The organism is Pseudoruegeria sp. HB172150, assembly GCF_013184805.1.
GTDB lineage: Bacteria > Pseudomonadota > Alphaproteobacteria > Rhodobacterales > Rhodobacteraceae > Psychromarinibacter.
Genome location: NZ_JAATNG010000001.1, coordinates 1455437 through 1479978, shown reverse-complemented (window position 1 = coordinate 1479978; position 24542 = coordinate 1455437). Strand labels below are relative to the sequence as shown.

Annotated in this window: 28 protein-coding genes and 1 other RNA gene; 18 read left to right on the top strand and 11 right to left on the bottom strand. The window is 63.9% G+C overall.

All coding sequences use genetic code 11. The features are described 5' to 3' along the window. Positions 1-37: 37 nt before the first annotated feature. The 4 genes from HCO70_RS07180 to HCO70_RS07165 form a co-directional block, all read right to left on the bottom strand. Positions 38-1684: a BCCT family transporter gene (locus HCO70_RS07180; RefSeq protein WP_172294429.1), complete on the bottom strand. Its 1647-nt coding sequence runs from the start codon at positions 1682-1684 to the stop codon at positions 38-40. Between the two features lie 55 nt (positions 1685-1739). Then, positions 1740-2159: a universal stress protein gene (locus HCO70_RS07175; RefSeq protein WP_172294427.1), complete on the bottom strand. Its 420-nt coding sequence runs from the start codon at positions 2157-2159 to the stop codon at positions 1740-1742. Positions 2160-2396: 237 nt separating this feature from the next. Further along, positions 2397-3389, bottom strand: a complete 993-nt coding sequence (locus HCO70_RS07170) for an MDR family oxidoreductase (protein WP_172294425.1) — start codon at positions 3387-3389, stop codon at positions 2397-2399. A gap of 22 nt (positions 3390-3411) precedes the next feature. After that, the gene (locus HCO70_RS07165; protein WP_172294424.1) at positions 3412-3918 is read right to left on the bottom strand and encodes a DinB family protein; all 507 of its coding nucleotides are present in this window, start codon (positions 3916-3918) and stop codon (positions 3412-3414) included. A gap of 351 nt (positions 3919-4269) precedes the next feature. Between HCO70_RS07165 and ssrA the strand changes: the two genes are divergently transcribed. The 7 genes from ssrA to HCO70_RS07130 all read left to right on the top strand — a co-directional run bounded on the left by ssrA (position 4270) and on the right by HCO70_RS07130 (position 8794). Continuing rightward, positions 4270-4619, top strand: a transfer-messenger RNA (tmRNA) gene (gene ssrA, locus HCO70_RS07160). 103 nt (positions 4620-4722) lie between these two features. Next, positions 4723-5979: a chromate efflux transporter gene (gene chrA, locus HCO70_RS07155; protein ID WP_172294422.1), complete on the top strand. Its 1257-nt coding sequence runs from the start codon at positions 4723-4725 to the stop codon at positions 5977-5979. Between the two features lie 75 nt (positions 5980-6054). Then, complete coding sequence (locus HCO70_RS07150; RefSeq protein ID WP_172294420.1) at positions 6055-6513, top strand: SspB family protein; 459 nt, start codon at positions 6055-6057, stop codon at positions 6511-6513. Between the two features lie 87 nt (positions 6514-6600). Continuing rightward, entirely contained in the window at positions 6601-7998 is a 1398-nt protein-coding gene (gene fumC, locus HCO70_RS07145) for a class II fumarate hydratase (protein ID WP_172294418.1), read from the top strand. Further along, the gene (locus HCO70_RS07140) at positions 7995-8384 is read left to right on the top strand and encodes a hypothetical protein (RefSeq protein WP_216665288.1); all 390 of its coding nucleotides are present in this window, start codon (positions 7995-7997) and stop codon (positions 8382-8384) included. The genes fumC and HCO70_RS07140 overlap by 4 nt, the downstream gene beginning before the upstream one ends. 3 nt (positions 8385-8387) lie before the next feature. Further along, positions 8388-8570, top strand: coding sequence for a DUF4169 family protein (locus HCO70_RS07135; protein WP_172294416.1), 183 nt, complete (start codon positions 8388-8390; stop codon positions 8568-8570). Next, on the top strand, positions 8567-8794 hold the full coding sequence (locus HCO70_RS07130; protein ID WP_172294414.1) for a ribbon-helix-helix domain-containing protein: 228 nt from the start codon (positions 8567-8569) through the stop codon (positions 8792-8794). The genes HCO70_RS07135 and HCO70_RS07130 overlap by 4 nt, the downstream gene beginning before the upstream one ends. Here the strand turns inward: HCO70_RS07130 and HCO70_RS07125 are convergent. Continuing rightward, positions 8791-9228, bottom strand: a complete 438-nt coding sequence (locus HCO70_RS07125; RefSeq protein ID WP_172294412.1) for a DUF6314 family protein — start codon at positions 9226-9228, stop codon at positions 8791-8793. The genes HCO70_RS07130 and HCO70_RS07125 overlap by 4 nt on opposite strands. A 252-nt stretch (positions 9229-9480) precedes the next feature. Continuing rightward, positions 9481-10509, bottom strand: a complete 1029-nt coding sequence (locus HCO70_RS07120) for a sodium:calcium antiporter (protein WP_172294410.1) — start codon at positions 10507-10509, stop codon at positions 9481-9483. 78 nt (positions 10510-10587) lie between these two features. Here HCO70_RS07120 and purB point away from each other — a divergent pair, with 78 nt between their 5' ends. From purB to HCO70_RS07070, 10 genes are all read left to right on the top strand, one after another. After that, positions 10588-11895: an adenylosuccinate lyase gene (purB, locus tag HCO70_RS07115; RefSeq protein WP_172294408.1), complete on the top strand. Its 1308-nt coding sequence runs from the start codon at positions 10588-10590 to the stop codon at positions 11893-11895. A gap of 82 nt (positions 11896-11977) precedes the next feature. After that, complete coding sequence (locus HCO70_RS07110; protein ID WP_172294406.1) at positions 11978-12133, top strand: adenylosuccinate lyase; 156 nt, start codon at positions 11978-11980, stop codon at positions 12131-12133. 71 nt (positions 12134-12204) lie between these two features. After that, positions 12205-12357: a hypothetical protein gene (locus HCO70_RS07105; protein WP_172294404.1), complete on the top strand. Its 153-nt coding sequence runs from the start codon at positions 12205-12207 to the stop codon at positions 12355-12357. Between the two features lie 134 nt (positions 12358-12491). Then, positions 12492-13025 carry a hypothetical protein gene (locus HCO70_RS07100; RefSeq protein ID WP_172294402.1) on the top strand — a complete coding sequence of 178 codons (534 nt, stop codon included), beginning with the start codon at positions 12492-12494 and terminating at the stop codon, positions 13023-13025. Between the two features lie 75 nt (positions 13026-13100). Then, positions 13101-14144 (top strand): flagellar motor switch protein FliG, encoded by a 1044-nt coding sequence (locus HCO70_RS07095; protein ID WP_253913218.1) that lies wholly within the window; start codon positions 13101-13103, stop codon positions 14142-14144. A 61-nt stretch (positions 14145-14205) separates the two neighbouring features. Then, positions 14206-14556, top strand: coding sequence for an SH3-like domain-containing protein (locus tag HCO70_RS07090; RefSeq protein ID WP_253913127.1), 351 nt, complete (start codon positions 14206-14208; stop codon positions 14554-14556). Then, positions 14549-14812, top strand: coding sequence for an SH3-like domain-containing protein (locus HCO70_RS07085; protein WP_172294400.1), 264 nt, complete (start codon positions 14549-14551; stop codon positions 14810-14812). The genes HCO70_RS07090 and HCO70_RS07085 overlap by 8 nt, the downstream gene beginning before the upstream one ends. Before the next feature lies 1 nt (position 14813). Then, on the top strand, positions 14814-15476 hold the full coding sequence (gene nthA / locus HCO70_RS07080) for a nitrile hydratase subunit alpha (protein ID WP_172296197.1): 663 nt from the start codon (positions 14814-14816) through the stop codon (positions 15474-15476). Then, a complete protein-coding gene (locus HCO70_RS07075) occupies positions 15473-16351 on the top strand; it encodes a DMT family transporter (RefSeq protein ID WP_172294398.1) in 879 nt (292 codons plus the stop codon). Before nthA ends, HCO70_RS07075 begins: the two co-directional genes overlap by 4 nt. Continuing rightward, complete coding sequence (locus HCO70_RS07070; protein WP_172294396.1) at positions 16348-17232, top strand: lysophospholipid acyltransferase family protein; 885 nt, start codon at positions 16348-16350, stop codon at positions 17230-17232. The genes HCO70_RS07075 and HCO70_RS07070 overlap by 4 nt, the downstream gene beginning before the upstream one ends. 87 nt (positions 17233-17319) lie before the next feature. Here the strand turns inward: HCO70_RS07070 and HCO70_RS07065 are convergent, their stop codons facing one another. Next, positions 17320-18018 (bottom strand): thioredoxin family protein, encoded by a 699-nt coding sequence (locus tag HCO70_RS07065; protein ID WP_172294394.1) that lies wholly within the window; start codon positions 18016-18018, stop codon positions 17320-17322. 221 nt (positions 18019-18239) lie between these two features. On the opposite strand from HCO70_RS07065, the gene acnA reads away from it, so the two are divergent. Continuing rightward, a complete protein-coding gene (gene acnA, locus HCO70_RS07060) occupies positions 18240-21020 on the top strand; it encodes an aconitate hydratase AcnA (protein ID WP_172294392.1) in 2781 nt (926 codons plus the stop codon). Between the two features lie 840 nt (positions 21021-21860). On the opposite strand, the gene HCO70_RS07055 is transcribed toward acnA, so the two are convergent. The 4 genes from HCO70_RS07055 to HCO70_RS07040 form a co-directional block, all read right to left on the bottom strand. Beyond that, the gene (locus HCO70_RS07055) at positions 21861-22391 is read right to left on the bottom strand and encodes a DsbE family thiol:disulfide interchange protein (RefSeq protein ID WP_172294390.1); all 531 of its coding nucleotides are present in this window, start codon (positions 22389-22391) and stop codon (positions 21861-21863) included. Beyond that, positions 22384-22539 carry a heme exporter protein CcmD gene (gene ccmD, locus HCO70_RS07050; protein ID WP_172294388.1) on the bottom strand — a complete coding sequence of 52 codons (156 nt, stop codon included), beginning with the start codon at positions 22537-22539 and terminating at the stop codon, positions 22384-22386. The genes HCO70_RS07055 and ccmD overlap by 8 nt, the downstream gene beginning before the upstream one ends. Continuing rightward, positions 22536-23267 carry a heme ABC transporter permease gene (locus HCO70_RS07045; protein ID WP_172296195.1) on the bottom strand — a complete coding sequence of 244 codons (732 nt, stop codon included), beginning with the start codon at positions 23265-23267 and terminating at the stop codon, positions 22536-22538. Before HCO70_RS07045 ends, ccmD begins: the two co-directional genes overlap by 4 nt. A gap of 86 nt (positions 23268-23353) precedes the next feature. Beyond that, the gene (locus HCO70_RS07040) at positions 23354-24538 is read right to left on the bottom strand and encodes a multidrug effflux MFS transporter (protein ID WP_172294386.1); all 1185 of its coding nucleotides are present in this window, start codon (positions 24536-24538) and stop codon (positions 23354-23356) included. Between the last annotated feature and the right edge of the window lie 4 nt (positions 24539-24542).

Below are 24542 nucleotides of genomic sequence, written 5' to 3'. Positions count from 1 at the left end.
TTGAACCCGGGAGCGCCAGAGCTGTCTCGCTGAAGGATCAGGCCGCCTGTCGCTCCGCCATCAGGCCCCGCCAGATCGCCCAGCACATCAGCAGCAGCACCACGGTGAACGGCAACCCGGTCGAGATGACCATCGACTGCAGAGACTGCAGCCCGCCCGCGGACAGAAGCAACACGATCGCCACGGCGCCTTCGAAGATGCACCAGAACACCCGCTGGGGCACCGGCGCGTCGACTTTGCCGCCGGCCGTGATCGTGTCGATCACCAGAGAGCCAGAGTCCGACGAGGTCACGAAGAACACGATCACCAGGATGATCCCGATCAGCGAGGTGATGCCCGCCAGCGGCAGCACATCCAGCATCTTGAACAGCTGCAGCGGCAGATCCGCGTCCTGCGCGGCGGTATATCCGTCCTGGACCACCTGCTGGATCGCGACGCCGCCGAAGACGGACATCCAGAACACGCAGACGAGGCTCGGGATCAGCAGCACGCAGACCACGAACTCGCGAACCGTGCGGCCGCGCGAGACGCGGGCGATGAACATGCCCACGAACGGCGACCAGGAAATCCACCACGCCCAGTAGAACGAGGTCCAGCCCTGCATGAAGTTGGTGTCCTCACGCCCGACCGGGTTCGACAGCGCCGGCAATTTCTGGATGTAGGCCCACAGGTAATCGACGAAGCCGGTCATGATCAGCAGCGTCGGCCCGGCAAAAAGCACAAACAGAAGCAGCGCCAGTGCCAGACCCATGTTGATTTCCGACAGCACCTTCACGCCACCGTCGAGACCACGCAGAACCGAGATCAGGGCGATCGCGGTGATACCCGAAATCAGGATCACTTCCACGGTACTGTTGATCGGGATCCCGAACAGCTCGTTCAGGCCCGCATTCGCCTGCGTCGCACCAAGGCCCAGCGAGGTTGCCAGACCGAAAAGGGTCGCGAACACCGCAAGAATATCGATGATATGGCCCCACCAGCCCCAGACACGTTCGCCCAGGATCGGGTAGAAGGCCGAGCGCACGGAAAGCGGGAGCCCCTTATTGTAGGAAAACAGCGCCAGCGCCAGAGCCACCACCGCGTAGATCGCCCAGGGGTGCAGGCCCCAGTGGAAGATCGTCGCCGCCATGCCCAGCCGGATCGCTGCCTCCTGATCGCCCTCTGCGGCGCCAAGCGGCGCCCAGTCGGTGCGTACGCCATCTTCGCCGACCACTGTCCCGCCGAGAGATGACGAGAAATGGCTCATCGGCTCCGATACGCCGTAGAACATCAGCCCGATACCCATGCCTGCCGCGAACAGCATCGCGAACCATCCGGCATAGGTGTAGTCGGGCGTCGCATCAGCCCCGCCCAGCCTGACGGACCCGACCGGCGTCACGATCAGCAACAGGCAGAAGATCACAAAGATGTTCGCGGCGCTCAGGAAGAACCAGTCGAACCCCTTGGTGACGCTGTTGAAGAGCCAGGAAAAGGCCGCACCTGCCTGCTCCGGCAGCGCCAGCGTATAGAAGACGAAGGCAATGATGGTCAGCCCGGAAACCAGGAAGACCGGATTGTGAATATCAAACCCGAAGGGGCCTACGTTCCCCTCGATGTTGTCCTGTCCGATATCGTAATCGGTTTCAATAATATCAGCAGCACCTTCCGGATCCGGAATGCCCTGATTGGCGGATTCATCGGCCATATGCGGCCTCCCCTGTCATTTCAATTGTTACGGATGTGATGCGCGACGGATCCCGTCAGCTGTCGCGCACCAGGAAAACGGACGCGGCCGAATGGGCAGCGATCTTTGCCCCATTGCCCGGCCAGATGTAATCGATGATGCCCGGTTCATGCGTACCCATCACCACGAGGTCGGCCCCCGTATCCTTCACTGCCTTCAGCAGCGCGTCATCCACGTCGACCGTGGGGTCATGGCTCGGGATCGTCAGGTGGCTCACCGTCAATCCCGATGTGTCCGAATGCTCTTCGGTGAACGCCTTCAGCTTGGCCTCGTACTCCGTCGGATTATGGCCCAGCGGCCCCGGCGTCTCGCCGGTCACACCCACATAGCAAAGCTCGGCACCGTAGTGCTTCGCCAGCTCCGCCGCACAGTCCAACGCTTTCGCGAGCTTCTGCAGATGGGCCAGATCGACGGGCACCATGATCTTTTGGAACATGTTCCCTCCTGTCCGGTTCGGACCCGCAGCTGACCCGACGCTGGACACGCTGCGGGCCGTGCAAGTCTCTGTTATCGCGATGCCAAGGCTACACCATTTGCGGCCCAACATCGAACCAAAGGTTAATGCACAAAGTTTAGGCGCAGGTCAAACAAGCGAACCAATTTCAACCGGAAACGGCATTCCCGACTGAAATTAGGTCCGATTTCCGGCGCAAGGCAACCGAGCCATCGCCTGTCAGGCATTCACGTCGACCACGACCCGGCCCTTGACCTTGCCCTCCAGGATCTCCGCGCCCAGCCGCTGCAGATCTTCCAGAGTCGCCGGCTGCACCATCGCCTCCAGCTTGTCCATCGGCAAGTCCGTCGCGACCCGTTTCCAGGCCCGAAGCCGGTTTTCGTAAGGCTGCATCACGCTGTCGATCCCCAGCAGGTTCAACGCCCGCAACAGGAACGGAACCGTGCTCGTCGGGATCTCCCGTCCACCGGCCAGCCCGACAGCCGCGACCGAGGCGCCATATTTCATCTGCCCCAGCACCCGCGCCAGCATATGCCCGCCGACGGCATCGACACAGCCCGTCCAGGTCTCGCTCTCCAGCGGCCGTTTGATGACCTCATTGATCTCCTCGCGCGGCACGATCCGCGACGCGCCCAGCCCCTTCAGGTAGCTCTCGGTCTCGGGCCGCCCCGTCACCGCCGCCACTTCGTATCCGAGGTTACCAAGGATCGCCGTCGCCACCGACCCGACACCACCGGCAGCCCCCGTCACCAGAACCTCGCCCTTCTCAGGCGTCAGCCCGTGATCCTCCAGCGCCATCACCGCCAGCATCGCGGTGAACCCGGCGGTTCCAACCGCCATCGCCGCCCGCGTCGTCAGCCCGTCCGGCAAGGGCACCAGCCAGTCCGCCTTGACCCGCGCCTTCTGCGCATAGCCACCCCAGTGGATCTCGCCCACGCGCCAGCCGGTCAGCACGACCTTGTCGCCGGGCGAATAGCGCGCGTCCTCCGACGCTTCTACGGTTCCGGCAAAGTCGATCCCCGGGACATGCGGATAGGTCTTCACCAGCCCGCCGCCCGGCCCGATGCACAGCCCGTCCTTGTAGTTCACCGTGGAATACTCCACGGCCACCGTCACACCCCCGTCCGGCAACCGCGCCTCGTCCAGCGCCTGAACCGAGGCGCTGGTCTTCCCTTCCTCGTCCTTCTCGACGAGCAATGCCCTGAATGTCATCCGGTCCTCCCTGTTTTCGTGCTCACACCGTAACGGGCATCACGAACAGATCGGTCTCACCCGGCTTCACGCCCGACGCGGTCAGCAGCGCATGAACCTGCCCCCGGTGGTGTGTCTGGTGGTTGAAGAAATGCTGCACGCAGATCCATGTGGGCCGCTCCACATCAGAGTTCAGGGCCCCCGAGAACCACGACAGGTTTCCCGTCAGCGACTTGTCCTGCAGTGCCAGCGCCCAGGCCAGGATGCGTGCATCGGCCTTCGAACGGACCTCCTTGTAGGTCTCCCAGTCCGGCATGAAGCGTGGGCTTTCGACAATTCCGACGTCCGGCTTGTCCCAGCCCGCCAGCCGCGACATCCAGATCGTGTCACCCCACAGGATGTGGTTCAGCGTACCCTGGATCGAGCCGAAGAACGCGCCGCGATCACGCACTCTCGCCATGTCATCCAGCTTGTCGGCGGCACCGATCAGGTTGGTGTTTTGCCAGTTGTTGTAACGCGCCATAGTGCGGCAGAACTCTTTGGTGATCATCTTCCAGAAACCCTCGGTTACCTCTCCCGGACCGCGCCGGCTGCGCCTGGGCGCAACCACGACTTGCCTGCCACGTACATGTCACAACTTCTACCCCGCACCGGGCCCGCGGGGCAGTCACCGGCCCAAAGAGCTTTATCGGCACGGTGCGCGAGGTCAATGCGTCTCAAGGGATAATGGCGGGCTGAGAACCGGATCGCCGCTATCTCAGACGATCACATGTCCCCTTGCGCGACCAATGCGGGCCAAAAATTTTCCAAATCAATAATTTATCTGTTAACCTTCATCCGAAATACGCTCGGCCCGCCACGGTTGAACCGTGCCGCAACTGCGACCTCTCCAACGCGCACGCCCCTTGCCGCAGCCCGGCCGGATCGCTACATGTAATCCGTCGGTTCGCCGACTATGGACATAAACGCGCTCGTAATAAGCGGATCGGACCCGGGGGCGGTACCCGGCGGCTCCACCAAATCACCCGGGTTGGCGGGTCATGGGGCCGAAACAGGATCGACGAACGTCTAAAGGGGTTTGCTTTGTCCCGGTGAGGTACCACCGTTATCGGTCCGAATTGTACAGTTGCCAACAACAACCGTGCTCCGGTCGCCGTTGCTGCTTAAGCAGTAACAAGACCGAAAATTAAGCCCTTGCGCCTAGCCGCGTAAGGCGGGGTTCGCAGGCGCCTGGCAACAGAAGCCTGCACTTACAAGGGTGTGCTTCGGCACGCCTTTTTTGTTGCATAGTCGCAAATCTGTTGCCCGGATGTGAAACCCCGGAAGTCCATATCCTGCAGCCACCGGATACCGAATGACCGAACCGCCCCCTGCGCAGGCCGCCCTCATCAAAGTCTTCGGCCGGATCGGCATCTTCAGCTTCGGCGGCCCCGCAGCTCAGATCGCGCTGATGCACCGCGAACTGGTCGAGAACCGGCCATGGCTGACCGAGAAGCAGTTCCTCAACGCGCTCAGCTTCTGCATGCTCCTACCCGGCCCCGAGGCCATGCAACTCGCCACCTATTGCGGTTGGCGCCTGCGCGGCGTGCCCGGCGGCCTGACCGCCGGCCTGCTCTTCGTGCTTCCCGGCGCACTGGTCGTGGGCCTGCTCGCAGCGCTTTACGTCTGGCTTGGCGATGTACCGCTGGTGCAATCGTTGTTCCTCGGAATCCAGGCCACGGTCGTCGTCATCGTGCTCGAAGCCTTGCTCAAGGTCTCGCGCAAGGCGCTGCAAGGTCTGGACCGCTGGATCATCGCCGCGCTGTCCTTCCTTGCCATCTACGCCTTCTCGCTTCCTTTTCCGCTGATCATTGCGGTGGCCGCTGCATACGGCGCACTCAGAGGCGCTGGCACCGCTGATCCGGCGCCTGTCGTCCAGCGGCCCCGGACGCTCCAGACCATCGCCACCTGGGCCGCGATCTGGTGGACGCCCGTCGCGCTCGCCTGGATCCTCGGCCAGACTCTGCTGGTTCAGATCGGTGTCTTCTTTTCCAAGCTCGCAGTCGTCACCTTCGGCGGCGCCTATGCCGTGCTGGCCTACATGACCCAGGAGGTCGTGCAGGAACGTGGCTGGCTTACCACCGACCAGATGATGGACGGCCTCGGCCTCGCCGAAACGACCCCCGGCCCGCTGATCCTCGTCACCGAATTCGTCGGCTTCCTGACCGGACATGCGGAAGGCAGCTACCTGCTCGCCGCCGCCGCCGCTGGGATGACCCTCTGGGTCACCTTCGCTCCCTGTTTCCTCTGGATCTTCGCCGGCGCTCCCTTCATCGACTGGATTTCCACCCGGCCCCGGCTTGCCGCCGCGCTCTCGGCCATCACGGCCGCTGTCGTCGGCGTGATCCTAAACCTGTCGGTCTGGTTCGCCACTCACGTATTCTTCGGAACCGTCCGCGAATCCTCCCTCGGTCCGGCGACGATTCCCATGCCCGATCCGGCTTCGGTTGACCTGCGCGCGGTTGCTCTTGCGACCCTTGCGGCGCTGCTCCTGTGGCTCATGAAATGGCCCTTCGCCGCGGTGCTCTTAGCCTGTGCCAGTGCTGGTGCCGCACTCACGATGTTAACCTGACCGGCGCAGGGTCTAGGCGGCCTTTTCTTCCGCACCGAATCTCGTATGGTGAGACTGTCTTTAAGAGGGACCCCAATGTCGCGCACGATTGACTACGGTAATCTGATGCACCGCGCCATGCGCGGGCTGATCCGGGACGTCCTGCTGGACGTCCAGGCACGTGGTCTTCCCGGCCAGCACCATTTCTTCATTACTTTCGATACGATGCACCCCGACGTGGAAATCGCCGACTGGCTTTCGGACCGGTACCCGGACGAAATGACCATCGTGATGCAACACTGGTACGACAACCTCGAGGTGACAGACGACGGCTTTGCCGTCACGCTGAATTTCGGCGACAACCCCGAGCCGCTCTACATCCCCTTCGACGCGATCCGCACCTTCGTCGACCCATCGGTGGAATTCGGCCTGACCTTCAAGTCGCAGGAAGACGACGACGAGGTCGAAGAGGCGCCGATGGACGAAGACGTCGAGCCCGAAGACGAGAAGCCGCACGAAGCCGACGTCGTCAGCCTGGATTCTTTCCGGAAGTAATCTCCCCGCACCCTCCGTGCCGCATTGATCCCGCCTGCGCACCCCGGTAGATCATCGGTCGACCACGGCATACCGGAGGAGCACCCGATGACCGCGACCCGCACCGAGACCGACAGCTTCGGCCCCCTAGAGGTTCCCGCCGACAAGTACTGGGGCGCTCAGACCCAGCGCTCGATCATGAACTTCCCCATCGGCTGGGAAAAACAGCCCGTCGCCATCGTCCGCGCGCTCGGCGTCATCAAGCAGGCCTGTGCCGTGGCAAACAAGGCCAATGGAAAGCTGAAACCCGAACTCGCCGACGCGATCATCCAGGCGGCGTCCGAGGTCGTGGCCGGCAAGTTCGACGACAACTTCCCGCTGGTGGTCTGGCAGACCGGTTCCGGCACCCAGTCGAACATGAACGCCAACGAGGTCATCGCCAACCGTGCGATCGAGATCCTCGGCGGCACCATCGGATCGAAGGACCCGGTCCACCCCAACGATCACTGCAACATGGGCCAGTCGTCGAACGACACCTTCCCGACGGCCATGCACATCGCCGTTGCGACCACGGCGCATGACGTCACGCTCCCCGGCCTCGCCAAGCTGCACGCCGCTCTGGAACAGAAGGTCGTGCAGTTCCGCGGCATCATCAAGATCGGCCGCACCCACACCATGGATGCAACGCCGCTGACGCTGGCGCAGGAATTCTCCGGCTACACCCACCAGGTCGCGATGGCCATCGAGCGGGTGAAGGGCGCCCTGCCCCACATCTACGAACTGGCGCAGGGCGGCACCGCCGTCGGCACCGGGCTGAACACGCCCGACGGCTGGGGCGAAACCGTCGCCGCCAACATGGCGGAGATCACCAACCTGCCCTTCGTCACCGCGCCCAACAAGTACGAGGCGCTGGCCGCCCATGACGCGCTGGTGGAAATGTCCGGCGCGCTCAAGACCGCGGCCGCCTCGCTCTTCAAGATCGCCAACGACATCCGTCTGCTCGGCTCCGGCCCCCGCTGCGGCCTCGGCGAGCTTATGCTGCCGGAGAACGAGCCCGGCTCCTCGATCATGCCCGGCAAGGTCAACCCGACCCAGTGCGAGGCGATGACTCAGGTCTGCGCCCATGTGATGGGCAACGACGCCGCCGTCGGCTTCGCGGGCAGCCAGGGCCATTTCGAGCTGAACGTCTACAAGCCGATGATGGCCTACAACGTCCTGCAGTCGATGCAGCTGATCGGAGACGCCTGCGTCGCCTTCACAGACAACTGCGTCTCGGGCATTCAGGCGAACGAGGACCGCATCGCCAAGATCATGCGCGAGTCGCTGATGCTGGTGACGGCGCTGGCCCCCGAGATCGGCTATGACAACGCCACCACCGTCGCCAAGACGGCCCACAAAAACGGCACCACCCTCAAGGAAGAGGCGATCGCCCTCGGCTTCGTCGACGAGGCGACCTTCGACCGCGTCGTCCGGCCAGAGAAGATGATCGGCCCGAAGGACGCATGACCGCCTACATCGTCAAGGCCACGCCCGTTGACGCCGGCCCCGGCGAGGTCGTGACCTTTGTCGAAAAGACCATGTACGGCGGCAAGAAGATCGCGCCCGGCGACGAGGTTTTCGTCTTCGCCTCGGATCACGAGGGCGGGCGGGGCCTGTCGTCGCGCGGCACCGTCCTGGGCGTCGCGCCTGGTCCGGGCATCCGGCTGACCATCATGGTGCGTCTGACCGCGATGGCCAAACGCCCGTTCGGCCGGGTCGAACTGAAAGACTACCGCGAACGCACCGACGCTTCGCCGGAAACCGAGATCGCCCGCCGCTTCTACCGTCAGGCGACCAACAAGATCGGCGGAATATCCGAGGCGGCCGCCGACCTGCTGAAGGACCATTTCTGAGACATGACCAAAGATGTCATCAACCTGAACCGCGCACGCAAACAGCGCGACCGCACCGCGAAACGGACGCAGGCCGACGAGAACGCGGTGAAATTCGGGCGTAGCAAGGCCCAGAAGGTCCTGGAGGCCACGCAGAACACCAAGGCCCGCACCAAGCTCGACGGTCACCAGTTCGAGTCGGAATGACCGGCCGGCCGGAAAAGCACTCGCTTTCGCTACGGGGTCACCGCACCAGCGTCTCCCTTGAAAAGGAATTCTGGGACGCGTTCCGTGCAATCGCCGCGGACCGCGGCCAGCCCCTCAACGCGCTCGCAGCCGAAATTGACGAGGCGCGCGGCCTTGAAATCGGCCTGGCCTCCGCCATTCGCGTCTTCGTTCTGGATCATTACCGCCGCAAGGCGGGCGACTAGAGCCAGCGCGACTGCCGCTCCGGCCGGTACATGCTCAGCATGCGGTAATCCTTGCGGGGCCCCGACACCTCCCAGACCGAATGCCACTGCGGCCAGCTCCGGAAATCGTAGATGACGTTGTAACGGTCCGGGACACAATCGTGGGTCGCCGTGGCATACACCCCCTTCGGGATGGTGTGGAAAAAGCGTTCATCCTCGAACCTGACCTCGATATCGTCCCCCGAGGCACGCCAAAGGTACCGCCTTTCCGCCTGCATGGCGGGCCGGCCCGGTGGTCTTAGCAGCCCTTCCTCGCGATAGGTCAGTCCGGCATCGTCCGGCTCATAGGAGACCCGGCCGGAAAAAATCAGCGCTTCCGAGGCCATTCGGTCCTCGATTTCACGCGAAATGATCCACTTCCCTATGAAATCCGCAAGCCGCGGTCCATTGAGCATCCAATTACCCCTTTGGCGCCAGGGCGCCGTTACACAGTTAACTATTTTTTCCAAGCCGAAGTTCCTCGCGCGGGCACAAAATACACGCGCCGCCGCGTCTTCCAGATAAGCCGACTCACTTAATACGGTCGGCAAAGACCTTTCCGTCGCATTCACTGGATGAATATCTGCTCAGCAATACAACCCTAAATAATCAATACTGACCAATCACGGGATTTCGCTCATCGAAATGGCGATCAATTTCCGCCGAACTCATCCACTCGCGACCTGAAGCGTTACCGCACCCGCATAAATCACCAGCAAAGCCAGGCTCTCCGTACCGATGGTCAGCGGCCCTTTCCGCTCCCGAAGGATCAGCCCGATCAGCAGAACCGCGGTCATAAGCATCCCCACGGCGAGCCAGAAATAGGATCCCGCACCGACCGCGTGGTAGAGCGAACCGTCACGATAAGCGACATCGCTGAGGCTCAGGAACAGGGTGTCGAACGTATTACCACCGATGATACCGCCCACCGCCAGCTGCATCGCACCCCGACGCACCGCAGCGATCGTCGTCACCAGTTCCGGAAGCGACGTTACCACCGCCGTCATCAGCGCCCCCACCACCGTCTGCGACAGCCCGAACCGCTCGGACAGCGCCGTGCCGGTCTCGGCGATCACCCAGCCCGCGACTCCCAGCGCCGCCACCAGAAGCGCGAACGTCCCGAACAGCACCGCCGCATCCTTCCGACTGGGCTCCTCTTCGGGTGTGTCCTTCCGCGTATCCTCGGTCTCGACCGGCACCCACATCGGCTCGTCGCGGACCCGTTTCGTCGTCACCGCCCCGACGCAGTAAAGTGCCACCAGCAGCACCGAGACCGGGTGCACCGCCCAGACCGTCACTTCGGGCGACAGCCAGGCCACCAGCGGCAAACTCAGCAGCGTCAGCAGCAACGCACCCTGGAACAGGTTCGTCGCTTCCGCCGCCGAATGCTCCAGATTGGCTTTGCGGTACATCAGATCTGCCAGCGCCAGAAACGCGGTCTGTGCCGCGATCCCGCCGATGCCGTTGGCAAAGGCCAGTTCCGGCGCGCCCTGCAGCGCCGCCGTCACCGACACCACCGTCCCCGACAGGGACGTCGCAGCGCCCAGCACAATGCCGCCAACCACGGCCTCCCCCAGGCCCGACCGATCCGCGATCCGGTCGGCCAGCCCGGTGATCCGCGTGCCCAGCACAAGGATCGCCAGCGCGGCCACCCCGAACAGACCGAACACACCCCAATCGGGCAGGCCCTGCATCATTCCGACACCCGCGCTTGCCGCCGCGCCGTGCCCGGTCTAAACCCGCGTCCGAAAGTCGTCCTTAGGCAAAGGCCCGTCATGATCCCCCGCTATTCCCGTCCCGAGATGGTATCCGTCTGGTCGCCCGAGACCAAATTTCGCATCTGGTTCGAGATAGAGGCGCATGCCTGCGATGCCATGGCTGACCTTGGGGTATTTCCCAAGGAAAATGCCCAGGCTGTCTGGAAAGCCAGGGACGTCGAATTTGACGTCGCCCGCATCGACGAGATCGAGGCCGTCACCAAGCACGACGTCATCGCCTTCCTCACCCACCTCGCCGAGATCGTGGGCAGCGACGAGGCGCGCTTCGTCCACCAGGGCATGACCTCGTCTGACGTGCTCGACACCTGCTTCAACGTCCAGCTCACCCGCGCCGCCGACATCCTTCTGGCCGATATGGACGGCCTGCTCGCCGCCCTGAAACGCCGCGCTTACGAGCATAAGGACACCATCCGCATCGGCCGCTCGCACGGCATCCATGCGGAACCCACCACCATGGGCCTCACCTTCGCCCGCTTCTATGCGGAGATGGAGCGTAACCGGAACCGCCTCGAAAAGGCCCGCTACGAAATCGCCACCGGCGCCATCTCCGGCGCGGTCGGCACCTTCGCCAATATCGACCCCGCGGTCGAGGAACATGTCTGCAAGCAGATGGGCCTCGAACCCGAACCGATCTCCACGCAGGTCATCCCGCGCGACCGCCACGCCGCCTTCTTCGCGGCTCTCGGCGTCGTCGCCTCCTCCATCGAGAACATCGCCATAGAGATCCGCCACATGCAGCGGACCGAGGTTCTGGAGGCCGAGGAATTCTTTTCCAAGGGCCAGAAGGGCTCGTCGGCCATGCCGCACAAGCGCAACCCGGTCCTGACCGAAAACCTCACCGGCCTCGCCCGCCTCGTCCGCATGGCAGTGGTCCCGGCGATGGAAAACGTGGCCCTCTGGCACGAGCGCGACATCTCCCACTCCTCCGTCGAGCGCAATATCGGCCCCGACACCACGATCACGCTCGACTTCGCCCTCGCCCGCCTGACCTCGGTCGTCGACAAGCTGGTGGTCTACCCCGACAACATGATGGCCAACCTCAACAAGTTCAAAGGTCTGGTCCACTCGCAGCGCGTGCTCCTCGCCCTGACCCAGAAAGGCGTCTCCCGCGAGGACGCCTACCGCCTCGTCCAGCGCAACGCGATGAAGGTCTGGGAACAGGGCGCCGACTTCATGACAGAGCTGAAATCCGACCCCGAAGTCACCGCCGCCCTGTCCGACGCCGAGATCGAGGAAAAATTCGACCTCGGCTACCACACCAAGAACGTCGACCGGATTTTCGAGCGGGTGTTCGGCAAGGGCTGACCCCTCACGGCGTTGTGTGAACGACGCCGTGAAATGATGCCGATTCCGTGATATGGTCCCCCTGTCCCAACAGGAGGTTCCCATGACCCGTACGCTCATCGTCGCCGCCGTTCTTGCCCTTACCCCCATGGTCGCCGCGGCCGAATGCAGCTTCCACAAGGAAGAGATCGTCATGACCTGCGTAGACGGCACGGTCTATGACGCACAGTCCAGGAGCTGTGTGAAGGTCACCGGGTAAACCCCGACCCTTCCTGAAATTTCCTCCCAGCCAGAGCCGGCGAAGTTTCCGGCCAGCCAATGGAGTCCGAGATGACCAAGCGCCTAATCCTGGCCGCTGCTCTGGCCGTGTCGCCGGCCCTCGCCCTCGCCCAGCAGGACTGCGAGTCCCAGTCGACCCCGACCTGTGCAACGGGCAAGGTATACGACGAGGAAAATAAGATCTGCGTCGAGGTCACCAGCTAGACCGGCACCGGCAATCCCCCGCCGGTCAGCCTAGGATACCCTCCCTGACGTAATCGTGATGCCCCGGCCAGCGCGCCGGGCATGGTACCATTCCACCGCAGATTGAACCGATTCCAAATGCAGGAGTTGCCCCCATGCGTTCCCTATTGATTGCCATAGCCCTTCTTCTCCCCGGAGCGGCCTTTGCCGTCGGCTCCGACGACGACAACAAGCCGACCCAGACCCAGACCACCACGACCTGCGCCGAAGGCACGGTCTGGGATGCCAACACGCAGAAATGCGTCGCCCCGCAGGAAGGCTCACTCACCGATGACGAGCTCTACAAGGCCGCCCGCGAACTGGCTTACGCTGGCCGCTTCGACGATACGCTCAAGGTCCTTGCCGCGATGTCCGATCCGCTCGACGACCGCGTCCTGACCTACAAGGGCTTCGTCCATCGCAGCCTCGGCGACCTCGCGCTCGGCGAAAGCTACTACCGTCAGGCCATCGCGCGGAATCCCGACAACCTCCTCGCCCGCTCCTACATGGGCCAGGGCTACGTCGCCGAAGGCCGTCTGCAGGAGGCCTATGCGCAGCTCGTCGAAATCCGCACGCGCGGCGGTGCCGGCGGATGGCCGGAAACCGCGCTGCGCGACGCCATCCTGACCGGCACGACGACCAGCTACTGACGTCGCCGAACTGAACCTTAACCTATTTCTGTTCATGCTCCGTCCCGCAACCAGGGACGGAGTAATGCGTTGCCGATGGAAATGGCGCTGGCCGGCATGGGTATGCCGGGCACACAGGTCGCGGACCTGAGCAAACGGCAAAAGGCCGCCATCGTCGTGCGCCTTCTGCGCAGCGAAAGCATCGACCTGTCACTGATGGACCTGCCGGAAGAAATGCAGGTCCGCCTGACGCAGGAAATCGGCCATCTTCGCCCGGTCAGCCGCGACACGCTGAAAGCGGTGGTCGAGGAATTCGTAAGCGAACTCGATTCGATCGGCCTCGCCTTCCCCGATGGCGTCGGCAAGGCGCTGGCACTGCTTGAAGGCACGATCAGCGCCAAGGCAGCCGACCGGGTGCGCAGTCAGGAAGGGCTCGGTCAGGCCACCGAACCCTGGGAACGTCTGGGAGAGCTCGACGCATCTCGCCTGCTGCCGATGATCGAGAGCGAAAGCATCGAGGTCGGCGCCGTCGCCCTGTCGAAGCTGAAGGTCTCCAAGGCGGCCGAAGTTCTCGGCCTGATGCCGGGGGTATCGGCACGCCGCCTTGCCTATGCCATGGGCCAGACATCCGAAGTGGCACCGAAAACCGTCTCCCGCATCGGCGAGGCGCTTGTCAGCCAGCTGGATGCAGAACCGCCAAGGGCATTCGATGGCGGGCCGGTCGAACGCGTCGGCGCCATCCTCAACTATTCCCCCGCCGCCACGCGCGACGAGGTACTCGAGGGTCTGGACAGCGAGGACAAGGAATTCGCCGACGAGGTGCGCAAGGCGATCTTCACCTTCGCCAACATCCCCCAGCGGATCGACCCCCGCGACGTCCCCAAGATCGTGCGCGAGGTCGACCAGGCCCAACTCACCGCCGGCCTCGCCGCCGCGATGGCGCTCGAGCGCGAAAAGGTGTCCGCCGAGTTCATCCTCGGCAACATGTCACAGCGTCTCGCCCAGCAGCTCAAGGACGAGATGGAGGCGGTCGGCACCGTCAAGCCGAAGGACGGCGAGGACGCGATGAGCGCCGTGGTCGCCGCGATCCGCGAAATGGAGGCACAGGGACAGATCATCCTCGTCGCCGGGGACGACTGACAGCCGTCGACCCTGCCCGCACCATGTGGACACGCCCCGCGGCCCGGCGTAACCTCCCGCCATGGCAGACACTCCGGGACATCGCTGGCATGACATGGGCGGGCGCGACGCCGGCCCAGTCGACCTTTCCCAGCACGACTTCGCCCTCTGGGAAAAGCGCGTCGACGCACTGATGGTCATATGCTCGTCCAAGGGTCATTTCACCGTCGACGGCCTGCGCCGCGTGCTTGAGGACATGGGCGAGGATGCCTTTGAAACAATGACCTACTACGAGCGCTGGGTCGCCTCGGTGAACCAGAATCTGCTTGAGGCCGGCGTTTATTCCATCGAGGAACTCGGCCGCCGCATGGAACAGGTCGCCCGCCGTGGCGCCACCTACGGCGAAGCAGCCGAAGGCACGGCAGATGCCTGACCGCGTCCGCGTCCGCGCCATGATGCCCCCCGGCCATCTGCGCACCCCGTCCTACCTGCGCGGCAAGACCGGCGTGATCGAACGCGAACTCGGCCCCTTTCCCAACCCGGAACAGCTCGCCTATCGGCAACCCGCCGGCAAACAGCCGCTCTACCGCGTCCGCTTCACCATGGGTGAAATCTGGGGCGATGCCGCGGAACGCCCCGAAGACACGGTAGATGCCGAAATCTACGGCCACTGGCTCGAAAGGCTCTGACATGCCGCACGATCACCACGACCACGGCACGCCGCACAGCCATGAAGGGATGAGCCCTTCCGGCCATCCCTACCGCGCCGACAACGACACAGCGCTGACCTACTGGCAGGTGATGGAAATCGCCATGCGCGAGCTGCTGATCGAAAAGGGCGTGACCACCTCCGCCGAGGTTCAGGCCCAGATCGACGTCATGGACAGCCGCAGCCCCGCCAACGGCGCCGCCGTCATCGCCCGCGCCTGGACCGATCCCGATTTCAGACAGCGCTTGCTGGAAAACGCCTCTGACGCCTCCCGAGAGATGGGCTTCGACATCGGACCGCTACAGCTTATCGCGGTCGAGAACACTGCTGACACCCACAACGTCATCGTATGCACGCTCTGCTCCTGCTACCCGCGCAACCTGCTCGGCCTGCCGCCCGACTGGTACAAATCCCGCGCCTACCGGTCCCGCCTGGTGAAGACGCCGCGCGCCGTTCTCGGCGAATTCGGCCTGAACCTTCCCGACAGCACGACGATCCGGGTCCACGATTCCACCGCCGACATGCGCTACATCGTGCTGCCGGCCCGCCCCGCCGGCACCGATGACCTGACCGAAGAACAGCTTGCCCGGCTTGTCACCCGCGACAGCATGATCGGCACCGGCCTGCCGCGAACGCCTGAATGAGGCGCATTGCCCGGCTGAGCCCCACGGCTCAGGGCATACTTTTCCTCCTGACATCGGTCCTGATCCTGTCCTTCATGGACGCGACGGCCAAGCTGATCTCGGAACGGACAAATCCCGGCATGGCGCTCTGGGCGCGCTATCTCGGCCAGACCGTCATCGTCTTCATCGTCGTCATTCCGCGCGTGCCGCGCGTGTTCAGGACCCGCTATCCCGGCATGCAGTTCCTGCGCTCGCTCTTCCTGCTCCTCGCCACCACCTGCTTCTTCTTCTCGCTCACGCTGATGCCGCTCGCCGACGCGACGGCGGTGATGAACACCAACCCGGTCCTCATCGCGCTTGGCGCCGCCCTGTTTCTCGGCGAACGCTTCGGCCCGCGCCGCGCCTTCGGCGTCGGGGCAGCCCTGATCGGGGCCCTCATCATCATCCGCCCGGGGGCGGACGTGTTTTCGCTCTCGTCCCTCCTGCCCCTCTGCGCCGCCGTCTTCGTCGCCGCCTACTCGCTCGCCACCCGCTATGTCGGTCATGGCGAGGATCCCTGGACCTCGCTGCTCTACGCCGCGATGTTCGGCGCCGTCGTCATCAGCATCCTGCTGCCCCGCTTCTGGGTCACCCCGGACACCCTGACCGCCTGCCTCATGGCCGGCCTCGGCATCCTCGCCTCCATCGGCCATTTCTTCCTGATCCGGGCCTTCGCCAGCGCCGAGGCATCGGCCATCGCGCCATTCGCCTATGCACAGCTCGTACTGTCGACGATCTGGGGCGTCGTGATCTTCGGGGAATACCCCGATCCCTGGTTCTACCTGGGTGCGCTTGTGATCGCGGGGGCCGGGCTCTATGTCTGGCACCGCGAAACCCGTGCCCGAAGCCCCGAATGAAGCGCGACACACCGACCTTCTCAGACCGTGTCTCGAACGCCGCGATCCGCGGCTTCATCGGTCTCGCGCTGCTGCTGCCCTATCGCTGGCGCGTGCCTGCGTTCGGCTGGGTCGTCTCCCGCATCGCCGCGCCCATCGCCGGCTGGGACAAGCGCGTTCGCGACAACCTCGCCCTGATCTTCCCCGACATGGATCCTGCGGAAGTCCGGCAGATGACCCGGAAAGTGCCGGACAACTTCGGCAGATCCCTGATCGAGATCTACTCCGGCGCCGCCTTCCGCGACCGCATCAAAGACATCCCCTTCACCGGCGACGGCGTCGCCGCGCTGGAAGAGGCAAAGGCAAAGAACCGCCCCGTCATCCTCATCACCGGCCATTTCGGCAATTACGACGTGCCCCGCACCGCGCTGGTGGCGCGCGGATACCCGGTCGGCGGCCTCTACAACCCGATGTCGAACCCGCTTTTCAACGCCCACTATGTCCGGGCGATGGAAACGCTGGGCGAGCCGATGTTCGAACGCTCCCGTCGCGGCCTTGCGCAGATGGTCAAGTTCCTGCGCGGCGGCGGCATGGTCGGCATGGTCGTCGACCATTACATGAAACACGGCGTCCCGCTCGAATTCCTGGGTCAGCCCGCGTGGACGGCCCTGTCCGCCGCCGAAATGGCGGTGAAATACGACGCGCTCGCGATCCCGATCTACGGCATCCGCGAACCCGACGGCCTGAACTTCCGGATCGTCGTCGAACCGCCCATCCCCCATGGCGATCCACAGACGATGACTCAGGCGATGAACGACAGCCTCGCCCGCCTGATAGAGGATCACGTGGACCAGTGGTTCTGGATCCATCGCCGCTGGAAGGAACCGCGAAATCGCGGCTGACAAAAGGCCGCCCGGCTGCGGCGCCATAGCGGCCCCGCACCGGTTCGGTCAGCCTGATGTGAGTATCGCCAAAACCGGCGTAAGGGCCTATTCGACCCGCGCCGCCGCCAGGATCCCGCCATGCCCCAGCTCCTGCAGGATCACCACTGCGGGGGCGTCGCCCTCAAGCGCGATCTCCAGTTCCAACGGCTCCGCACCGTTCCAGCCGCCGATCATGTCCCAGGATGTCACGATATTCGTGTAGGTGATCGTCCGCCCGGCATTCTCGCCCTTGCGGATCTCCACCGTGGCCTCAGGTGTATATCGCACGAGTTGCACAACGACCGGACCATTCAGATCCTGCAGCGCCTCCGCCATCACCTTTAGTCCGCCGCCCGCCTTCTCGACCGAAAGTGCGATCGGTTCCGGCAGTTCCTCATGCATGTCGATCAGCTCGGCTAGCTTCATCGGCTTGTAGCCCACGACGTGATCCAGGCCACCGACGATCATCTGCGGAGTATAGATGGTCCGGTGTCCGGCGGCCTTGGCATAACCTTTCTGACGCTTGGTGAAAGCGGGGTTTCCGTACAGATCCTTCCAGCCGATGTAGTCCCAGTAGTCCACATGCAGCGCCAGCGGAATCACGTCATCACGCGTGGCAAGCTCCGCCAGCAATTCGTCGGCCGGCGGGCAGGAAGAACAGCCCTGGCTTGTATACAATTCGACAACTACCGGGCCAGCCTGCACCGAAGCTGCGCAAAAACCCATCGACGCCGCCACCGCAATGGCTGCCAGAAAGCCGCGCATGGAATTCCCCTTCAGTCTCTCCCCGTCCTAACTAAACAAGCAGCCTCGACTTCGCTAATCAAGCATTAGCGAGCATGCCGTAACAGCTGTCACGAAACCGAGATTGCGGAACGGTGCACAATGGTATACTGAGACGCCAAACCTGAGTCCTGCCCTATATGAGGGGCAAAGCGACCGGGTCAGAGTTTTGAACCCTGCCCCAAGCCAATGGAGGGACCCCCATGCCGATCGTCGTCGGACAAGACACATCCAAGACCCGTAAAACCCTTTCTTCTGGCGGCGCATCCGTCGCCTACTACTCGATTCCCGCCGCAGAAGCCGCCGGTCTCGGCGATTTCTCGAAACTCCCCGCCTCGCTCAAGGTGGTGCTCGAAAACATGCTGCGCTTCGAGGATGGTGGCCGCACCGTCTCCGTCGACGACATCAAGGCGTTTTCGGAATGGGCCGACAAGGGCGGCCAGAACCCGCGCGAGATCGCCTATCGCCCCGCCCGTGTGCTGATGCAGGACTTCACCGGCGTCCCCGCCGTGGTTGACCTCGCCGCGATGCGCGACGGCATCAAGGCGCTTGGCGGCGACGCGCAGAAGATCAACCCGCTGAACCCGGTCGACCTCGTCATCGACCACTCGGTCATGATCGACGAATTCGGCAACCCGCGCGCCTTCCAGATGAACGTCGACCGCGAATACGAACGAAACATGGAACGCTACGAGTTCCTGAAATGGGGCCAGACAGCGTTCGAGAACTTCCGCGTCGTCCCGCCCGGCACCGGCATCTGCCACCAGGTGAACCTCGAATACCTCGCGCAGACCGTCTGGACCGACAAGGACCAGGACGGCAACGAAGTCGCCTATCCCGACACGCTCGTCGGCACCGACAGCCACACCACAATGGTCAACGGCGCCGCCGTTCTCGGCTGGGGTGTCGGCGGGATCGAGGCGGAGGCCGCGATGCTCGGCCAGCCGATCTCGATGCTGATCCCCGAGGTCGTGGGCTTCAAGCTCACCGGCGAGATGATGGAAGGCACCACCGGCACCGACCTCGTGCTGAAGGTCGTCGAAATGCTCCGCATTCACGGCGTCGTCGGCAAGTTCGTTGAATTCTACGGCGAGGGTCTCGACAATCTGCCGCTGGCGCAGCGCGCCACCATCGCCAACATGGCCCCCGAATACGGCGCCACCTGTGGTTTCTTCCCGATCGACGACGAAACGCTTCGCTACCTGCGCAACACCGGCCGCGACGAAGACCGCGTGAAGCTGGTCGAGGCTTATGCCAAGGAAAACGGCTTCTGGCGCGGTGCGGATTACGATCCGGTCTACACCTCGACCCTGCACCTCGACATGAACACCATCGTCCCCGCGATCTCCGGCCCGAAACGGCCGCAGGATTACATCGCGCTGGACAGCGCCGGAAGCGCCTTCGCCAAGTACGTCAAGGGCGTGCGCGAGGGCAAGGATGCCTCCGCCAATGCCGAGGTCCGCTGGGAAGGTGAAGGCGGTGCGCCCGAGCCCGTCGATATCCCCGGTGACGAAGGCCACCACAACAAGGGCTGGTACAAGACCGAGGATGGCGCCTACCAGCTCCACGACGGCTCAATCGTGATCGCCTCGATCACCTCCTGCACCAACACCTCGAACCCCTACGTGATGATCGGCGCCGGCCTCGTCGCGCGCAAAGCCCGCGAGCTTGGCCTGAACCGCAAGCCCTGGGTGAAAACCTCGTTGGCCCCCGGCAGCCAGGTCGTGTCGGAATACCTCGAGGCCGCCGGCCTGCAGGAAGACCTCGACGCCATCGGCTTCAACCTCGTCGGCTACGGCTGCACCACCTGCATCGGCAACTCCGGCCCGCTCGCCGCACCGATCTCCAAGGCGATCAACGACTACGACCTGATCGCCACCTCGGTGCTCTCCGGCAACCGCAACTTCGAGGGCCGGATCAGCCCCGACGTCCGCGCCAACTACCTCGCCTCGCCGCCGCTCGTAGTGGCCTACGCGCTGGTCGGTGACATGAACGTCAACATCGCCACCGATCCCATCGGCAAGGACAAGGACGGCAACGACGTCTATCTCAAGGACATCTGGCCCTCCAACGCCGAGATCGCCGAACTGGTCGACAAGACCGTCACCCGCGAAGCGTTCCTGGAAAAATACGCCGACGTCTTCAAGGGCGACGAGAAATGGCAGGCGGTGGAAGTGTCCGGCGGCGAAACCTACAACTGGCCGCCGACCTCGACCTACATCCAGAACCCGCCGTACTTCAAAGGCATGTCCAAGGAACCGGGCACCATCTCCGACCTCAAGGACGCCCGTGTTCTCGCGATCCTCGGCGACATGGTCACCACCGACCACATCTCGCCCGCCGGCTCGTTCAAGGACACGACCCCGGCCGGCAAGTATCTGGTCGAACGTCAGGTTCCCGTGCGCGAGTTCAACTCGTACGGCTCCCGCCGCGGTAACCACGAGATCATGATGCGCGGCACCTTCGCCAACATCCGCATCAAGAACGAGATGCTCGACGGCGTCGAAGGCGGCTACTCCCTCGGCCCGGACGGCAAGCAGACCTCGATCTACGACGCCGCGATGGCCTATCAGGATCAGGGCACGCCACTCGTGGTCTTCGGCGGCGAACAGTACGGCGCCGGCTCCTCCCGCGACTGGGCGGCCAAGGGCACCAACCTCCTCGGCGTCAAGGCCGTGATCGCCGAAAGCTTCGAGCGGATCCACCGCTCCAACCTCGTCGGCATGGGCGTCATCCCGTTCGAGTTCACCGGCGGCGACACCCGCAAGTCGCTGGGCCTCAAGGGGGATGAGACGATCTCGATCACCGGCCTCGAAGGCGACCTGAAACCGCAGTCCATCGTGCCCTGCACGATCACATACGGTGACGGCTCCACCAAGACCATCGACCTCAAGTGCCGGATCGATACCGGGGTGGAAAAGGAATACGTCGAACACGGCGGTGTGCTGCACTACGTGCTGAGAAATCTCGCCAAGGCGGCGTAACCGACACGTCCCCGCGCGCCCGCAACCGGGCGCGGCGACAGGCTTGCATGCGCCGGTCCTGCCTCAGGACCGGCGCATCTCTTTTCCGGCGGCCCCACCTGCCGGCAGTCGCGGCTCCACCGCTCGAATCGAAACCGACACCGCCGAAGCGACCGGGCCGACTCCATCAGAACCCGAAGCCTGTCCGACGATAAATCCCGGCCCGCGGAGGGATTTCTCTGAAAAAAATCTGGCCGCACCCCTTAAACCAATAAGGAGAGTACCCGACCGTACACCCCCCGCATCGGGCCGGGAAATTGGATCAGTTTTGGCAACAAAACCCTTAGGATCGAAGGGACTTTAACCGGGGGTTGTAGGCCCCGAGAATCGTCGCGCTCAACCTTGCGGATTCCGCCGCCGCGACAATCCCGGAAAGGAGCGAAATCATCGCCTCAGGGGAAACGTCTGGTTAACGCCTGCCCTTGCGGAATACGCCGCATTTTCGCCTTATTTGCCTTCCAGAACCTTCCCATAAGGACAGGTCGCTGCACGATAACCAGTTGTTTTCGCTGCTTTTGCAAAAAACGGAAACGATCCGTTTCTCATACAGCGACCTCCTTTATGGCTAGTTTGCGGCCAAACATTGTGGGGGCAATGAGATATGAGTGAACGACTGAGACAGACCATGAATCGATACGGACTGAACGGCCCGATCCTCGAGATCGGATTCTTCATCGCGCTTGTCGTGGTGACTTCTCTGGCCGTCTGAGGCCACGGATTACAGGCAGAAGTCTTCGAGCCGCGTGACAGCAAAAGCTGCGCGCGGTTTCGCTTTTCAGAACAACGGAAATCTCTGCGGCGCTACTCCGCCGCCTTCGCCATGGCCGGGCGGATCTTCTCTTCGATCACCCGCTGCGTCAGCGGACCGGCAAAGCGCAGAACGACCATGCCGTCGCCGTCGATCACGTAGGTCTCGGGCACACCGTAAAGGCCCCAGTCCAGCGCCGTGCGGCCGCTCGCATCGGCCCCCAGCGCCTCGTAGGGATTGCCAAGCTCCTCAAGAAAGGCCAGCGCCTTCTCCGGATCGTCCTTGTAGTTGATGCCGTAGATCGGCACCCCTTCTTCCTGCAGCAGGCTCAGATTCGGATGCTCCACGCGGCAGGGCGCACACCAGCTCGCCCAGTAGTTCACCAGCTTCACCTCGCCGTCCCGCAGCGTCTCGTCGGTGAACGGGGCGCCATCGCCCAGGGCTGTCAGCACCACGGGCGGCGCCTCCTGCCCGGCAAACGCCGATGGCAGCGCATCCGGATCGTCCCGGTTCATCCCCAGCAGGAACATCGCGGCAAGCCCGGCGAACAGCACCGGCGGGACGATCACCAGCGGCTTAACCATGGGTCCGCCGTGCCTCCGCCGCCGCCAGCCGCCGCTTGGCGCGCTTCGCCTGTACAAGGCTCAGAACGATGATCCCGGCCAGCAGGATCAGGCTGATGGCATAGGCCGACAGTACCGTCCCCGCGTGTTTCCCCAGCTCCGGGATCATCGCCCCATCCTCTCGCGCATCTCGATCGCATGCAGCCGCCGCTTGCGGATCTCGGTCTGCGTCCGCACCAGCACCAGCGCCACGAACAGCAGCACGAAGCCCGCGATTGTCACCAGCGCCGGATACCAGAACACGTCCGCCACGTTCTCCTCCGCATCCATCGACAGCGACGCGCCCTGATGCAGCCCCTGGTTCCAGAAGTTCACCGCGTACCGGCTCAGGATCGCAAAGACCGATCCGACCAGGCACAGCACCGATGTCAGGTCCGCAGCCGTGTCGGGATCCTCGATCGCCGCCCACAGCGCCATGTAGCCAAGGTAGAACAGGAACAGGATCAGGAACGAGGTCAGCCGCGGGTCCCATTCCCACCACGTCCCCCACATCGGCTGACCCCAGATCGCCCCCGTCACCAGCGCGATCAGCGTGAAGGTCACGCCCACCGGCGCCGCGGCTTTGGCCGCCAGCGCCGAAACGTGATGCCGCCGCACGATCCAGACCAGCGACGCCACCAGCATCATCGCCCAGGCATTGATCGCCATCATCGCCGCCGGCACATGCAGGTAAAAGATCTTCACCGTCGATCCCTGCCGGTAATCGTCGGGGGTAAAGAAGAAGCCCCAGATCAGCCCGCCGCACAGCGCCACCGCCGCCAGCGCCGTGATCCATGGCAGGACACGGTCCGACGTCGCGATAAACTTCACAGGGTTGGCGTATTCCCAGATCGACATGGCCGAAGGATTAATGACAAGGCGGGGCTGCAACAAGCCCCGCCCCGTCCATCGGCCCGCGTCCTGCGGTCACATCTGCGCGGGCCTCACACTGCCGCGCGTGCCCCCAGCCGCGGCATCGTCACCAGCATCAGGATGCCCGACATCCACGCACAGGCCGTGATCAGCGCCATCATCGGCAGCGCGGTGCCGTCAAAGAACAGCCCCGACACCACGATCATCAGGCCACCTGCCAGCATCTGCATCGTCCCGCCCAGCGACGAGGCCAGCCCGGCGATATCGCCGTGATCGTCCAGCGCCATCACCATCGTCGTCGGGATCACCATGCCCAGCCCGGCATTGCCCAGCACCAGCCCCAGGATGATCACCCAAAGGCTGCCGAACCCGGCCCAGACCAGCAGCAGCGTCAGCGTCGTGAACAGGACGAACCCGGTCACGCCGATCCGGATCACCCGCGCCAGCCCCAGCCGCATCGCCAGCGGCCCGGCCAGTTGCGAGAAGGAAAAGAACCCGACAGCATTCGCCGCGAACGCCAGCGAGAACCCGGTCGGCGTCAGCCCGAACTGCTCGACATAGACGAACGACGCGCTCGCGATGAACACGAAGAAGCTCGCCATCCCGAACCCGCCGATAAAGGTCAGCCCCATGAACACCGGGTCGGTCAGCAGCACCTTGCTGCCCCGCATCAGGTTTCGCAGGTTGACCTTCACGCGTTTCTCGGGCGCCAGCGTCTCGGGCAGCGCCGTCCCGACCAGCACCAGCGCCACGACGGCCGCCGCCGCCAGGAATCCGAAGATGATCCGCCAGCCGCCGATCTCCATCACGAGCGATCCGGCCAGCGGCGCCAGCATCGGCGAGATCGAGATCACCAGCATCACCATCGCCATCAGCTTCGTCGCCTCGGTCCCGGTATAGCGGTCGCGCACGATCGCGCGCGGGATCACCATCACCGTCGCGACACCCAGCCCCTGCAGGGCCCGCGCCGCCACCAGAACCGGCAGCGACGGCGCCAGCGCACATGCCAGCGTCGCGACAAGAAAGATCCCCAGCCCGACGTAAAGCGGCAGCTTGCGTCCGGCCTGGTCAGCCCACGGCCCGTAAACCAGCTGCGCAATCCCGAACGCAAAGAAATAGGCCGACAGCGTCGCCTGCACTCCGGCAGCGGTCGTGCCAAGGTCCTCCGCGATCAGCGGCATCGCGGGCAAATACATGTCGATGGCAAAGGGGCCGACCGCAGCCAGCAGCCCCAGCGTCAGGGCGAAACGCAACATCTGA

Coding starts and splice junctions, on each gene's coding strand:
- ccmD (WP_172294388.1), bottom strand. CDS start 22,539: ATGATCCCGGAGCTGGGGAAACACGCGGGGACGGTACTGTCGGCCTAT.
- HCO70_RS07170 (WP_172294425.1), bottom strand. CDS start 3,389: ATGACATTCAGGGCATTGCTCGTCGAGAAGGACGAGGAAGGGAAGACC.
- HCO70_RS07085 (WP_172294400.1), top strand. CDS start 14,549: ATGCCTGACCGCGTCCGCGTCCGCGCCATGATGCCCCCCGGCCATCTG.
- HCO70_RS07135 (WP_172294416.1), top strand. CDS start 8,388: ATGACCAAAGATGTCATCAACCTGAACCGCGCACGCAAACAGCGCGAC.
- HCO70_RS07120 (WP_172294410.1), bottom strand. CDS start 10,509: ATGATGCAGGGCCTGCCCGATTGGGGTGTGTTCGGTCTGTTCGGGGTG.
- HCO70_RS07165 (WP_172294424.1), bottom strand. CDS start 3,918: ATGATCACCAAAGAGTTCTGCCGCACTATGGCGCGTTACAACAACTGG.
- HCO70_RS07105 (WP_172294404.1), top strand. CDS start 12,205: ATGACCAAGCGCCTAATCCTGGCCGCTGCTCTGGCCGTGTCGCCGGCC.
- purB (WP_172294408.1), top strand. CDS start 10,588: ATGATCCCCCGCTATTCCCGTCCCGAGATGGTATCCGTCTGGTCGCCC.
- HCO70_RS07055 (WP_172294390.1), bottom strand. CDS start 22,391: ATGGTTAAGCCGCTGGTGATCGTCCCGCCGGTGCTGTTCGCCGGGCTT.
- HCO70_RS07150 (WP_172294420.1), top strand. CDS start 6,055: ATGTCGCGCACGATTGACTACGGTAATCTGATGCACCGCGCCATGCGC.
- HCO70_RS07100 (WP_172294402.1), top strand. CDS start 12,492: ATGCGTTCCCTATTGATTGCCATAGCCCTTCTTCTCCCCGGAGCGGCC.
- HCO70_RS07180 (WP_172294429.1), bottom strand. CDS start 1,684: ATGGCCGATGAATCCGCCAATCAGGGCATTCCGGATCCGGAAGGTGCT.
- HCO70_RS07110 (WP_172294406.1), top strand. CDS start 11,978: ATGACCCGTACGCTCATCGTCGCCGCCGTTCTTGCCCTTACCCCCATG.
- HCO70_RS07065 (WP_172294394.1), bottom strand. CDS start 18,018: ATGCGCGGCTTTCTGGCAGCCATTGCGGTGGCGGCGTCGATGGGTTTT.
- HCO70_RS07070 (WP_172294396.1), top strand. CDS start 16,348: ATGAAGCGCGACACACCGACCTTCTCAGACCGTGTCTCGAACGCCGCG.
- nthA (WP_172296197.1), top strand. CDS start 14,814: ATGCCGCACGATCACCACGACCACGGCACGCCGCACAGCCATGAAGGG.
- HCO70_RS07075 (WP_172294398.1), top strand. CDS start 15,473: ATGAGGCGCATTGCCCGGCTGAGCCCCACGGCTCAGGGCATACTTTTC.
- chrA (WP_172294422.1), top strand. CDS start 4,723: ATGACCGAACCGCCCCCTGCGCAGGCCGCCCTCATCAAAGTCTTCGGC.
- HCO70_RS07175 (WP_172294427.1), bottom strand. CDS start 2,159: ATGTTCCAAAAGATCATGGTGCCCGTCGATCTGGCCCATCTGCAGAAG.
- HCO70_RS07095 (WP_253913218.1), top strand. CDS start 13,101: ATGGAAATGGCGCTGGCCGGCATGGGTATGCCGGGCACACAGGTCGCG.
- HCO70_RS07130 (WP_172294414.1), top strand. CDS start 8,567: ATGACCGGCCGGCCGGAAAAGCACTCGCTTTCGCTACGGGGTCACCGC.
- fumC (WP_172294418.1), top strand. CDS start 6,601: ATGACCGCGACCCGCACCGAGACCGACAGCTTCGGCCCCCTAGAGGTT.
- HCO70_RS07040 (WP_172294386.1), bottom strand. CDS start 24,538: ATGTTGCGTTTCGCCCTGACGCTGGGGCTGCTGGCTGCGGTCGGCCCC.
- HCO70_RS07140 (WP_216665288.1), top strand. CDS start 7,995: ATGACCGCCTACATCGTCAAGGCCACGCCCGTTGACGCCGGCCCCGGC.
- HCO70_RS07090 (WP_253913127.1), top strand. CDS start 14,206: ATGGCAGACACTCCGGGACATCGCTGGCATGACATGGGCGGGCGCGAC.
- HCO70_RS07045 (WP_172296195.1), bottom strand. CDS start 23,267: ATGTCGATCTGGGAATACGCCAACCCTGTGAAGTTTATCGCGACGTCG.
- acnA (WP_172294392.1), top strand. CDS start 18,240: ATGCCGATCGTCGTCGGACAAGACACATCCAAGACCCGTAAAACCCTT.
- HCO70_RS07125 (WP_172294412.1), bottom strand. CDS start 9,228: ATGCTCAATGGACCGCGGCTTGCGGATTTCATAGGGAAGTGGATCATT.